We start from the raw sequence: 12,361 nt of genomic DNA, 5'->3' as shown, positions 1-12,361 counted from the left end.
ATCCTAGGTTTGTCTGGATCCTGAATTCTGACGGGCCATGGTTATATTCCCGGGATCACCGCAATTCGGGCTGCACTCGAGGCGACGCCGAGGGCGTCCTTGAGATTGTTCAGCGCAATTTTCGATTTCGAGGCGAAGACGACAATCTTGTCGCCACCATAGATGCGTGGATTGCGGCTCTTGCCGGCACGAATCTGCTCCACATTGTAATTTGCGACCAAAGTGTTTGGGCCGATATTACGATAGACAAAGACTTTTCCCGCATCACCAACGGAATTGAACCCGCCAGCAAGGGCGATCGCATCGATGAGAGAAGAATTGCTCGACACCGGAAAGATACCGGCCTTGGTGACTTCGCCGTCGACGGTAACGCGCTGTCCGATAGATTCCTTGACATAGACCGATACATCCGGCGACTGCAGATAGTTGGCGCCGTAGGCCGTTTCGATTTCCTGCTCCAGCTGGCGGACGGTCTTTCCTGCCGCGGTGACGGTCCCGATAAGTGGAAGCGAAATCTGCCCGCCGGCGTCGACTTGGACGGTTCTGTTCAGATTGTCGACCTGGAACACATTCACATCGAGCACGTCGTTCGGAGACAAAGGCTGCTCGCTGCCGTTCTGCGTATTTTGCGGTGCAGGCAGGTCCTTTACGACCTGCAGAGCACCGCCGCCCGAAAGCGACGCCGACGATGACGTCAGTTGCAGCGCATCGACCGAAGTCGGCGAAGACGATGTCGTCGACGAGGTGCTGGTGCAGGCAGACATTGCGAGTGAACCGAGCAAGACACATATCGTGCCCGTATAGCTTTTTGCGAAATGAAAAACGCCCATCACGCGGTCCCGCCCTTCAACAAACGACCCAATCCTGCAAAGCGACCAACGTTGCCGGGGCCTGGCTTCTTCGAGCGTGCCTTTCCAACCGGCTCGAGAGGCCGGTTCGCCAATATTTCGCCTGGACGTTTCAACACCATATTGCGGGCCTCATCTTCCCCACACCGCTTCGCGGCAACGGCGACTGCCTGCGAAAGCCCAGGCGGCCGACGGGTGGCGCCATGGGTGTCCGATGCGATAATATCTACCCTGCCCTCGTCAATCAGCTTTTCCGAATAGTAAAGCGCCGTGCGCCCAAAAGCACCAACAATCGAGTCTGCGGTAAGCTGAACAAGGCAGCCGATTGCATTCAACCTCTCGACAACGTCGTAATTTGCCTTGATCCAGGTTAACCGCTCAGGATGGGTGAGAATCGGAATGAACCCGGCGTTTATGAGGCGCAGAGCAAGATCCTCCAGTCTTGGGGGTAAAACGTGATGCGGCGGCTCGAAGAGAAAATAACGAGATCTGTTCAAGGTCGGCACGCTACCTAGCGCCAATTGCTCCGGAAGATCCGGCGCTACATGCACGTCGGCGCCAACGTAAAGAGCAAGCGGTATTGCCGCGCGGCGTAGCGCCTGCTCCAAACCTTGAACTGCTCGGGCAATGTTTGCCGATCCGTTTTCGTACATGCCTGGCACGATATGCGGCGTACACGCCATATGCGTCGTTCCATCTGCCACCGCCAGCCGCGCCATTTCCAGCGATTCAGCAAGACTGGGCGAGCCGTCATCAAGACCGGGCAAGATGTGGGAATGCAGGTCGATCATTGGCGTTTGTGGCCGCACTGAAGCAACGTGACGACTTCTCCCCGAAAATAGGCAAATGCGCCACCCGCACGATAGCGAATGACGCATCTATCAAGCTCATGCAATGCGGTAGATGCCAGATCCAAGCTATTCGCCGACAGCGCTGTCGTCATTCTGCAAGCTGATAACCAGCGCTGCCGCGCCAGCTGTCACAGCGCCGCCCAGCGGCGCGAGACGAACTCGCCCAGCACGAAGCGCATTCAGCTTCAACTCAAGCCATAGAGCGGTATGGTTGACGAATTCCATCAATATCCCGACTCCAACCGACGCGCCAAGGCTACGGCACAGAGGCGCCGGCAATACAATACAGCAGAGGCAGTCACATGCCTCTGCTGTATTATCTTAACTCAGCCTAACGGCTGACGCCGTCGCCATCATCCTGCGTTGCGGCAAGAATACCGGCCGCACCAGCCATGCCCCCAAAAATATAGAGCGGGGTGTTGGACCGGTTGCCGCCCGGGGGAATCTGACCCGTATGCTCAGAGCTAACGGCGGCAGCCGTCTGCTCGGAGCCGACAACTTTCAGGCAGATATTGTTCTCGACACGAGAAATGTCGAGGCTTGAGTTCGCAGGCACGTCCAGGTTGCAGCCACCGACATTGACGGAAGCCGATCCCCTGGCACCGACCACTACGCGACTGCCAAAATCCAGAGCATTTCCCGCCTTGGCCGGGCCATAGCCAGCGGCTTGCGAAACCATTACGTCGCCATTGGCGTGCCCGATGGAACCAATCGAATTCGCCGCTGCCTGATAGGGTGTCGTACAGGTGCATGACGTGTCCTGAGCGAAAGACGAAACCGGGCCGAAGCCGATCGAGGCCACAAATCCGGCCAACGCAATTTTTACAGTAAGGTTCATTCGTTTCGATCCTTTTTTCCCGCCGTACCTCGGCCCCGCCCAAGCACTAAGGTATTGAGTAAGCGCGTAACAGCTTTCTGCTTTGATTCCAACCTGTTTCGCATTTGCGAAATGACTTTTTGGTTTCCGGTGTGTTTCATTGGACACACTCACTTGGCAGATTGAATCTTCCGTTTTCGCGCCGCCCCCGCTGGAAATTGTAAGAAAGGCAAGTTTATTTCGCGGCATTTGGCCGCCATCGCGCGGATGCTTGGTACAGGGGTTGTGGCCAACTCTGTTTTACGTGGGGCGTTATCGCACATTCTGTCTTTCGTTTTATGACAGGCAGTTGGCGAGCCGTGAGCTACGAACCTGATAGGCAAGATTTGTAGGTCGAACCGGCCTGTGCGGGCTGTCCGCACAAGATGCCATTCTCGGCAAGTTTCGCCGCTAAATCCATGCCATCGGACGTGAGGCACTGCACAACGATGGCGTCACCAAACTTTGAGGCGACATTGCCGTCGCAAGGTGTCCCCGTGCCGACCGGCTTGCAGGTCAGAGCGAGCCCTTGGTAATCCCGGCGCACTGCCTCCGTTACCATGGCACGCATGGATCCTGGCTTGGTAAACGCCACGCCGCACAGCACAATCTTGCGGCCGGCGACGCGAAGATCATCGACTGCCTGGACGGAAAGCTTGCCCGCAAACGGCTCAAGTGCCGCTTGCCGCTTTGGGGGTTGCGGACGAACAGGCGTCCCTTTTTCCACGATAATGACAAAGAAGCCAACCGCAAACGCCAAGGCAAGAAATGCAAGCAAGCCTATATTCTTGAGCGACAATATCCTACTCCGCCATGGCCAAGTACGCATCTCTATCGCTAACGGAAACGCCCGCGCAACCACACCGTTTGTTTGGTCGCATCGATAGCGGCTGATAGGCCCGACATCTGGTCAAAAAACCGATGTTTGGCTCGAAAGACAACAGACCGGTTTCAATCGAAGAGACTTCCTATTCTGCCAACCCGCTCTATCGAGATTTGCCGATGGTGCCGTCGAGATACTGGGTCAGCGCACAGACCAGATGGTAAAAGATACTTGCCGGCACATCGGTCGCCAGCGAGCGGCCACGTTCGTCGATCCGGTCTATCCACAGGCCAAGCGGTGCCGGGTCGATGTGCCAACGGAACAGGCGACCGACACGCGCTTCGATCTCGGGCTTGAGGTCAGGTCCGCCTGAACCGTCCAGCGCAATCGCCGCCTTGATCGCTTCCGCCTGTGGCCAACTGCGTGAGACACGGTCGAGCGGCAGACCTTGCCGCGAGACGGCACCATAGGCAAGGCCAGTGGCGCGATTGAGGCCGTTGGCGATGGCCGAGGCATAGAGCTTTCTGGCAAAGCCGGTCAGTTCACTCTGGCCGCTGCGCCCGGCAAAGTCGACCAGCAGCGAGGCCCATTCGAAATGGTGGCCGGGTTCCGTCCATGTACCCTTCTCGCCCTCCGCCGGCCTCCACTCGGCATCGAAATATTCGCCCAGCGTCCAGCTTTCCGGATCGAAGAAGTGGCTGCGAAACAGATCGACGATGCGCGCGGCGCGGCGAAGATAGGCGAGTTCGCCGGTCGCCTGATGCCAGGCCAGAAAAGCCTCGAGCAAATGCATATGCGGGTTGGAACGCCGGTCGCCCGCGCCGCTCGACGTTTCGAGAAAGCCGGTCATGCGATGATCCTCGAGATGCGCGTCGAGAAACGAAAACGTTTCTTCGGCAAGCCGTAATGCATCAGGATTGCCGACCATATGGGCATGCGCCAGCGCCAGGAGCACGCAGGAATGATCATAGGCATCCTCGGCGGCGTCGGCGACCGTGCCGTTGACATTGAGCGTGCGCACCCAGCCGCCATTGTCGGTGCGGCCGTTTCTGGCCATGAATTCGAGGCCGTGGCTGATCAACCGGTCGGCAGGCCCGTCCCAGCCGCGCGCCTTGGCGACAGCGAAGGCGTAGACTTGCCTGGCCATGGTGCGCATGCGCTTGGGCTTCATCAGCGGTATGGCGTCAAAGCCGAGCGCCTCGTGGAAACCGCCATGGCGCTCATCGACCCCGACCGTGGACCACAGCGGCACCGTCTCTTCAAACAGCCAGTGGTGCACACGGCGGCGCCAGGCGCCGCTTTCGATCACGCGGTCGGCGGCGGGCGTGAACCTGGTTTCCAGCCGACCGCTCTTTTCGAGCTGCTCGACGATCTTCTTGACGTTCTGGCTGCGGCTGACGGGGGCGACGAAGGTGGCATCGGCGGTCGAGACGACGGCAACGTCCTTCAAGCCGATGGCCGAGAGCAAGCGACTGTCGCTGCGGATGTAGGAGTTCTCGCAGTCGATGGCGACGACGTCGCCGACGATGACATTGCCGTCATTGTCGGACGGGCCGACATCGAGCAACGACTGCCAGGAACCGAGATCGTTCCAGCGGAAGCCGGCCGGCACCATGGCGATGTGGCTGGCGCGCTCCATGATCGCATAGTCGATCGACGTCGAGGGAATGGCGGCGTAGAGCTCCAGAGGCATATACAGACCGGAAAGATCTGATGTCGCGGCCTGGTAGGCAATTTCGGTGGCCTGCCATATCTCGGGCTCGAAAGCCGTGAAGGCGTCGCGCATGGCGCTGGCGCGAAACAGGAAGATGCCGGTGTTCCAGTAGAAATTACCTGCAGCCAGGTAATTCTGCGCGGTCGCGAGGTCCGGTTTCTCGACAAAACGCGAGACATCGCAGATGCCATCCCTCTCGCCGGCGATCTCGATATAGCCGTAACCGGTCTCGGGGTGGCCAGGCTTGATGCCGAATACCACCAGCCGGCCCGCACGCGCCGCGCCGGTGCCGTTTTCCACGCTCTGCCAGAATTGTCGTGCAGTCGTGATCTCATGATCGGACGGCACCACCAGCACCAGGCTGTCGCCATATTCGGACAAGGTGCGCAGGGTCGCCAAGGCAACGGCGGCGGCAGTGTTGCGACCGGTCGGCTCGAACAAGGGGCCGCCACCGGAAAGGTCGAGGCCAGCGAGGTCGGCGTGGACGCGGTCGGCGTGCCGCTCCGAGGCAATCAGGAAAATCGGCGTTTCGCCATCCGGCCGCGCCCTTAGCCGGCGCAACGTCTTGGCCAGCATCGAGCCATCACCCGAAAAATCGTGGAACTGCTTGGGATTGTCCTCGCGCGACAGCGGCCACAGCCGTGAGCCAACGCCGCCGCTCATGACAAAACTGACGATCCGCTCGGTCATTGGGTGACACCTCTGACATTTTCAAACAAAGCAAGGAGCGCTGCCGCGTAGTCTCGGCGGCGCATTTGTTGCCGACTTTGCAGCACGGCGACACTGTCGCGGGCTAAGCGTGGGCGCTGCCCGGCTTCCAGGAGTCGCTGCGCCAGCGCTTCTGCACTATCGGGTGCGAAGAAGAGCGATTCCGGCGCCTGCTCGCGATGCAGTGGAATGTCGGACAGCAGCATCGGCGTGCCCAGCGACTTCGCTTCCTCGACTGTGGTTGACCACCCCTCGAAGTGCGAAGGGTTCAGGAGATAGTCTGCGGCACCGATCAGGGCGACGACATCGTCATAGGGAATCAATCCGAGGTGTCGAAAATGGCTTCCGAGCCGGTGCGTTTCCGCAAGCTCCATCAGGCGCTTGAACAATGTCGGGTCGCGCGGATCGGTGGTGCGTCCCGTGAGGATTATCGGCGGCAAGGAGTCCAGCGCCCCGATTTGGTCTATATGCTTCAACGCCTCTACGACCAGCCTGTGGTTCTTGTGGACCCAGAACTGGTTGGGGAGGAAGAAGAAACGCTCGGGCACCCCATGCGCCTGGCGCGCCTCATCGGCACGCGCCAGGATGGCGGCTGGATCGAGATCGATAGCGAAACGCACGACAGCGGTCTTGTTGCGCGAGGCCGGATAGAATTTTTTGCAGTCCGCCAGCGCGTCCCCACTCGAGAGCATTATGGTGCGATTTCCGGACGTCTGCAGGCGATAGCCGACATCCCTGCGCCACCAGGCGCTACGCGGAAAGAGGTGCGGCAGACGACGGTGCTGGAAATCCGGGATCCAGGAAACGACCGGCACTGGAAACCGGTTGCCGAACCACTGGGCGACTTCAAACACGACATCGATGCCTTGCTCAGCGACAAGATCCGCGAAGGCACGGTCACTTCCGCCAGCAAGTGCGATCAGCCCTCGCCGGCCGAGCCCGGCGCCCGTGACCCGGTCATCAACAATAGCAGGCGCAGCCAACATATGATCGAAGGACGCGCCAATGCTTGAATGCTGCTCAGGTGCAAGAAACAGTTTCGCCTGCACCTTACCACGCAACTCAGAGCCTATGACGCTCAGCATGTTGCGTAGATAGGACTCGCCGCCTGACCAAGTTCTGCGGCCGATGAGAGTGAAGCCGACGGTAATCAAGGCGCGGAGCGTCGCAGATGACCGACCGGCTCGGCGAGAATTTCAGCGCGATACCAATCCACATAGCCGGCGATGCCCCTGCTGAGCGGCACCTGCAACTGAAGCCCCTCCGGGACGCCGGAGGGATCCGAGATCAGATTGACAGGGTCGCCCCGCCGGGATTCTCCAGAGAACGAGAGGCGATGGTTCCCTCCCCAGGCCTCCAAAACCATGCTGGAAATCGTGCTGACGGACGCAGGAGCGCCCGCACCGCCATTATAGACGGCGAAGCGCGGTTCGCCGGCGGGCAAAATGCGATGGATCAACCGCACGACATCCGAGACATGGTGCCAATCCCTCATTTCCCTACCCGTGCCGCCAAGCACAATGTCGGTTTCGCCTGCCGCGAGCCTTCCGCAGAGATCCCAGAGCAATTGCTTGCGCAACCCTTCGCCATAGACCGAAAAGAGGCGAGCCACCGAGACTGGCTGGCCGTATGCGGCACAATAAGACCGGCCAAGCTCCTCGACCATGCGTTTGTGATAGCCATAGGGAGAATAGGGATCGAGCGCCGCGTCGACCCTGATCGAACCCGCATGGCCGCCGCCATAGACGGCCGCAGAGGATGCAAGAACGACAGGTGCATCGGGTGCGCGTCGGCGCAAGAAATCGAGGACACGAGCCGCAGAGACAACGCTTTGTTCAAAGTCCTTCAGGGGATCGGCAATCGACTGGCCGACCGTCGCGCCACCCGCCAAATGATACACGGCCGATGGGCGACCATGTGCTGCCAGAGCCGCATCCATTGTTTCCACGGCTATTGCTCCGGAAAAAAATACGCCGCCGGTCGCCAACGCAAAACCCGGTGCTTCTTTTCGACCGAAGCCGATGACATGGCAGCCCTTTTGACCAAGAAAACGAGCGAGGTGCAGGCCGATGAAACCGCCGGCCCCGGTCACCCAGACAGGCTTAGCCTCTTTTGATTGCGTCAAGAAATCAGTCCTTCCCGCGCTTGTGGCAAAGGAAAGAGACCAAGCGCCCAGGCCGGCGATCAAGCGAGGCGGCGACCCTGGCGACGGCACCAAAGGGCACAGGCGAAAGGGCCAGGCGAACAACCGGGGAAAACGGACCAAAGATTTTGGCGAGCCTGTCGCGAATCTCCGATGGTGTCATTGGGTCATAATTCACGACGGACTGGAACGAGATCAATTCGCGATCGATCGTCAGCCCGGCCCCCTGGATTGCAGCGCGGTAGCCCGCCAGCGTAAAGGCGTTCTCTCCACCGTAGAGATGATGAAGCGGGTGGGCGCGCAGGAAAGGCTCGAGTTGCTGCGGCCCGGAGACCACGTGGTCACGCAACGACAGCACCGTCGCGCCTTCGCGAGAGAGACGCGCCATTTCGCGGCAGAAGGCCGGAAGGTCATGGGCATGATGGAGCACCTGCCGTGCGACAACCAAATCATAGCCTGCGGCGGACAACGGGATCGCCTCCCCAAACGCTTCGACCACATCGATGGGCGTGCCTGTGCTTTCGGCAAGCGCCCGGATCGCAGCGGCACCGACGAGTGCGCTCGGATCGGGCTCTACAGCGGTTACAGACCACCCCTCGCGCGCCAAGGCATAGGAGAGAATGCCGTTGCCGGCGCCAAGATCGAGAGCACGGCCCACCTTGCGCGGGATCATACTGCGAACCGCGTCGAACTCCGCGCTTTGGTGATAGCGCTGCGCGGCCACGACTGGATCGTCGAAATAGGCGGCGCGGGCGAGTTCTTTCATCGAAGGCTCGCTCATGCACCAGCGGACGGCGTCTTCCCAAGTCATGGCCGCTTCAGGCATTGAGAGAAACCATATGCTGGATCAACCGCGCCGGATTTCCGGCGACAACTGCGTAAGGCGGCACCTTCTTTGTCACAACGATCTCGACCTTCTCGTCAGATTTGTAGATGCGCCCACAACAGCGCCGCAAGGCTCAGCTTGACGCGTGCGACAGCGCGTTCGGTCATAGGCTTGGATGCTTCGCCCGTCCACCGCTCCAGGCGGACAATTTCCGGCGTCGATCACGCTTTGGTCAGGAGGTTGTTCCAGGCGTCCAGCTAAGCTACCGTTTCCAGACTCGTCAAGTTCAGGTCACGAGAATTAGAACCGCGCGAATTTCGTCCGCGTAAAACTCACCCCGTTGACGGCCCGGAGCATCATGTTTTTCAAGACAGTATTCTGCGCGTTATGCCTTGTAGCCGGCTCATGGCCGGCGACGGCGCAAACGCGCACCCCATTCAGGCTTTTCGAGGCTATGAACTTCGCCGGCGGGCCCGATTTCCGCTCGTTCGGTTTCGAGCATCTCACGATCGTAGACCCTCATGTTCTAGGACATGACGTTCCAGACGCCGGCCAAGTGCAGAAAGCTCTGGCACGGCCGAGGAGCAACGAATACCTCAATATCGACATTGAAAGCTGGCCCTTGGAGGGGCCGGATCAAGCATCGTCAATCGCGAAATACCAGAAGACGCTCAGCGCATTCAGAAAGGCAGACCCGAGCGTCAAGCTTGGCCTTTATGCTGTCTTGCCGATCAGGGACCATTGGAGAGCGATCGGCCATCAGGGCGCAGTTGAACTGGACGATTGGAAGCAGCAAAACACCAAGATCGCCTCCTCCCTCGTCCCTTATGTCGATGCGCTATTCCCCTCCCTGTATACGTTTTACGGCGACAAGGACGCTTGGGTGGCCTATGCGCAAGCCAATATCGGGGAAGCACGAAGGATTTCACAAGGAAAGCCAGTCTACTGCTTTCTATGGCCGCAGTTTCACAAGACTTTTGCTTTTCTGCCGGGCGACCTCTGGTATGCCCAACTCGACACTTGCAGGAGGCTGGCTGACGGAATCGTTATATGGGGCACCATCGGCAGCAATTCGCCCTATCGGCCAGCGAAATGGGACGAAAAAGCGGAGTGGTGGCAGGCCACTTTGAGTTTCCTTCGGGAGCTGAGAAAGATCCCATAGACTAATCGATCGTCAGCTATACCAATTCGAGAAACCGCTCAAACTGGCGTCTTTTGCTGTATTCTTCGCGAATTGCGCGGTTCCCCGCCCGGCCGATCTCGTCCCAGGTTCCGCCATCCAATTGCTGTTCGATTCTATCCAATGCGTCCTGCGGTTGCTCGTAGACGACCATGGTTTCCCCGTCGCGCATCGGTGCGGGATAATTGCCGGAATCGGATATCAGCAGAGCGCCAGCGCCCATCGTCTCAAAACAGCGCATGTTGCCACGGTCCGGACCCGCCATATCGATCGACGCGTTGACCACGACTTTGGCTCTTCCGAGTTCGGCATACATAGCGCGACCGAATACAGGAGGCGCGCTGACACTGCGGATAGTGCGCGGCCGGCGCACCGCGCGCAGGGGACCGAACCAGCCAAGCGGCGTCTCGGCGAGTGGCGTATAACGCGACAGGTCGAGATGGAAGACGACGCGTCGGCGGCTGGATAGACTTGCGACAGCTTCCAAAATCTGCCTGCGGCGCTGGTGATGACGACTGTAGCCCCCGAAAAAAAGGACATCGATGTCCCTGTTCCGGTTCGCGGCAACAGCATCGAGTTCCGGATCGTGAGCAGGAAAGAAGTGGGCGGTCCTGGCGCCCTGCTCTTCCCAAAGCCTTCGCATCGACTGGAAATTGCAAACGACGAGATCATAACCGGAAAAATCGATTCTGCCTGGCGCAGCACGCCAAGCAATCTTTCGCTTCACATGCCCCGGCAGCCGTCGCAGGAAAGAGGCGTCGTAACGAAATGGATCAAGGTTGTAGAAGATGTCCGTCTTATGATGCTCGATCTGGGCAAGAAGGATATCGGCCAGCGATGCATCTTCGCCCAGCCCATTTTCGAGGGCCCATGCCCGCTGCAGCGATTCGTCGTCTCCGTTCGTAAAAAAGGCTTCAGGGCTGCCGGCGTGCATCGGCAGCAGGATATGCGCCGCGCCGTAGCGATCGTTCAAAAACACTTCTTTCTGCGGCTCGAACCCACGAACCCCCGCCACCAGTCCGGCGAGTCTGGCCCGGTAGCTCGGCGAGATCCCGGAATTTTGAAAAATGCGCATGGTTGGTTCCCGTTGGAATTTAATCTCGGAGTCCTGGAGCGCTGATAGCGGTCCGTGTTGGCCGACCAGCGGCGTCCCGCGGGCACGGCGCGAGTGCCTGCAGCCAATAAGGCGAAGTTCGACCACATCGAGGACGAAACCAACGCTGGTACCGATCGAAATAGAACTTCAATTCACTGCCAGCCTACTGATCGGTTACGGGACACTCAACTTTAACAGGCCCGCCCCCTAGTAAGCCTTAATTTCTGGATTGCGGTTTTTTGCAAGAAATCCCTGGTATCCATACCAAAACGATATTGTCAGAGCGGAGGTGACCCAGAAGAGCGAATTTCCCCATAGGCTGCCGCTTGCCAGGCCGGCGATCGCTTCCCTGATAAACAGCACCGCAGCCAGCACCGCAGCGAGCGGGAATTTGCCGGACCGAATGATACCGACCGTCGATCTGAGTGCCAACACTATGTGAGCCGCAAACGGCAATGATCCCAGCGCCCCCACCGCCATCAGGGATTCAAGATAGATGTTGTGAGGATAGAAATTGAACCGCATCTCGACAGCGTAACGCCCGAACACCGGGCTTTCTAGAAACTGCCTCCAGGCTCCAGCGAACAATTGACTGCGTATCATCGTCGATTGATCGGTATCCACGTTGATCGTCTGAAGTCTCGCAATGACAACGTCGATGAGTTCCACGCCGCTGGTCGCCAAAATTGCCATGGCGACAACCAATGCTCCCAACACAGCGAACACTCTTTTCGAGCCTTTAAGCAACAGTATGTAGACCAGTAGTGCCCCCGCGCCAGCAATGTATGCACCGCGAGACCTGGAAAATACAACAACCAACAATAGCATCGGACCAAGTATCGCTGATTGGATCGTCAGTTTTTTTGTCTTTCCCAAGACAAGGAAAAAGTATATCAAAAATGCGAATGCCGTGTGCCCCATTGCTATCGGGTTGATTTTGTCGAGAGATATCCTTTCGCCTTGGCTTACGAACAGCATATCTCTATTTAGATAAAGTCCAAATAGAAAAATAATGCAAAGAGTGTTCATAGCGAGAATCATGTCGGTATTTTTAATCGCCCTATCCATCGATGCCAGAAGGAGCGTGGTGCCGACACTAGTCACCAAGAAAATACTAAATACCATCATAGGACCAGAAGCTATGTTTATCGAAGAGAAGTAAACATTCTCAACTAGTCTACACAGATACAGTACGAAAAATATTTTCAACGGAATAAGCGCGGCCGTTGAGGATCGCACCTTTGCCGGAAGAAGTACATACGAGCCAACAGTTATCAGAACAATGGCTAACCTTACCAAAATTGACCAGGTACTAC

12 protein-coding genes are annotated in these 12,361 nt (G+C 58.3%); 1 reads left to right on the top strand and 11 read right to left on the bottom strand.

The window, feature by feature from the left end; translation table 11 throughout:
• Positions 1–41: 41 nt before the first annotated feature.
• The 9 genes from CIT31_RS09370 to CIT31_RS09335 form a co-directional block, all read right to left on the bottom strand.
• On the bottom strand, positions 42–764 hold the full coding sequence (locus tag CIT31_RS09370) for a polysaccharide biosynthesis/export family protein (RefSeq protein WP_280950322.1): 723 nt from the start codon (positions 762–764) through the stop codon (positions 42–44).
• Between the two features lie 65 nt (positions 765–829).
• Positions 830–1,639: a tyrosine-protein phosphatase gene (locus tag CIT31_RS09365; RefSeq protein ID WP_095518351.1), complete on the bottom strand. Its 810-nt coding sequence runs from the start codon at positions 1,637–1,639 to the stop codon at positions 830–832.
• A 126-nt stretch (positions 1,640–1,765) separates the two neighbouring features.
• Positions 1,766–1,927 (bottom strand): hypothetical protein, encoded by a 162-nt coding sequence (locus CIT31_RS34135; RefSeq protein ID WP_165778388.1) that lies wholly within the window; start codon positions 1,925–1,927, stop codon positions 1,766–1,768.
• 103 nt (positions 1,928–2,030) lie between these two features.
• On the bottom strand, positions 2,031–2,765 hold the full coding sequence (locus tag CIT31_RS09360; protein WP_245316152.1) for a hypothetical protein: 735 nt from the start codon (positions 2,763–2,765) through the stop codon (positions 2,031–2,033).
• A 115-nt stretch (positions 2,766–2,880) separates the two neighbouring features.
• Positions 2,881–3,354 (bottom strand): hypothetical protein, encoded by a 474-nt coding sequence (locus CIT31_RS09355; RefSeq protein ID WP_095518349.1) that lies wholly within the window; start codon positions 3,352–3,354, stop codon positions 2,881–2,883.
• Between the two features lie 187 nt (positions 3,355–3,541).
• A complete protein-coding gene (locus CIT31_RS09350; protein ID WP_095518348.1) occupies positions 3,542–5,782 on the bottom strand; it encodes an AGE family epimerase/isomerase in 2,241 nt (746 codons plus the stop codon).
• Entirely contained in the window at positions 5,779–6,954 is a 1,176-nt protein-coding gene (locus tag CIT31_RS09345; RefSeq protein WP_095518347.1) for a glycosyltransferase family 4 protein, read from the bottom strand. Before CIT31_RS09345 ends, CIT31_RS09350 begins: the two co-directional genes overlap by 4 nt.
• The gene (locus CIT31_RS09340; RefSeq protein ID WP_164759838.1) at positions 6,951–7,925 is read right to left on the bottom strand and encodes an NAD-dependent epimerase/dehydratase family protein; all 975 of its coding nucleotides are present in this window, start codon (positions 7,923–7,925) and stop codon (positions 6,951–6,953) included. Before CIT31_RS09340 ends, CIT31_RS09345 begins: the two co-directional genes overlap by 4 nt.
• Before the next feature lie 4 nt (positions 7,926–7,929).
• Positions 7,930–8,667 (bottom strand): class I SAM-dependent methyltransferase, encoded by a 738-nt coding sequence (locus CIT31_RS09335; protein ID WP_245316151.1) that lies wholly within the window; start codon positions 8,665–8,667, stop codon positions 7,930–7,932.
• Positions 8,668–9,127: 460 nt separating this feature from the next.
• Here CIT31_RS09335 and CIT31_RS09330 point away from each other — a divergent pair, with 460 nt between their 5' ends.
• Positions 9,128–9,931: a hypothetical protein gene (locus tag CIT31_RS09330; protein WP_133116124.1), complete on the top strand. Its 804-nt coding sequence runs from the start codon at positions 9,128–9,130 to the stop codon at positions 9,929–9,931.
• A gap of 16 nt (positions 9,932–9,947) precedes the next feature.
• Here CIT31_RS09330 and CIT31_RS09325 read toward each other — a convergent pair whose 3' ends face one another.
• Positions 9,948–11,024: a glycosyltransferase family protein gene (locus CIT31_RS09325; protein ID WP_095518343.1), complete on the bottom strand. Its 1,077-nt coding sequence runs from the start codon at positions 11,022–11,024 to the stop codon at positions 9,948–9,950.
• A 228-nt stretch (positions 11,025–11,252) separates the two neighbouring features.
• The gene (locus tag CIT31_RS09320; protein ID WP_206073346.1) at positions 11,253–12,173 is read right to left on the bottom strand and encodes an O-antigen ligase family protein; all 921 of its coding nucleotides are present in this window, start codon (positions 12,171–12,173) and stop codon (positions 11,253–11,255) included.
• Between the last annotated feature and the right edge of the window lie 188 nt (positions 12,174–12,361).

The sequence above is a fragment of the Mesorhizobium wenxiniae genome, assembly GCF_002284535.1.
Taxonomy (GTDB): Bacteria; Pseudomonadota; Alphaproteobacteria; order Rhizobiales; family Rhizobiaceae; genus Mesorhizobium; species Mesorhizobium wenxiniae.
This window is presented reverse-complemented; position numbering and strand designations above follow the sequence as displayed.

Excerpts from the sequence above, each read along its gene's own strand:
- CIT31_RS09370 (WP_280950322.1), bottom strand. The coding sequence starts at position 764 with ATGTCTGCCTGCACCAGCACCTCGTCGACGACATCGTCTTCGCCGACT.
- CIT31_RS09325 (WP_095518343.1), bottom strand. The coding sequence starts at position 11,024 with ATGCGCATTTTTCAAAATTCCGGGATCTCGCCGAGCTACCGGGCCAGA.
- CIT31_RS09320 (WP_206073346.1), bottom strand. The coding sequence starts at position 12,173 with ATGATGGTATTTAGTATTTTCTTGGTGACTAGTGTCGGCACCACGCTC.
- CIT31_RS09350 (WP_095518348.1), bottom strand. The coding sequence starts at position 5,782 with ATGACCGAGCGGATCGTCAGTTTTGTCATGAGCGGCGGCGTTGGCTCA.
- CIT31_RS09360 (WP_245316152.1), bottom strand. The coding sequence starts at position 2,765 with ATGCCGCGAAATAAACTTGCCTTTCTTACAATTTCCAGCGGGGGCGGC.
- CIT31_RS09365 (WP_095518351.1), bottom strand. The coding sequence starts at position 1,639 with ATGATCGACCTGCATTCCCACATCTTGCCCGGTCTTGATGACGGCTCG.
- CIT31_RS09330 (WP_133116124.1), top strand. The coding sequence starts at position 9,128 with ATGTTTTTCAAGACAGTATTCTGCGCGTTATGCCTTGTAGCCGGCTCA.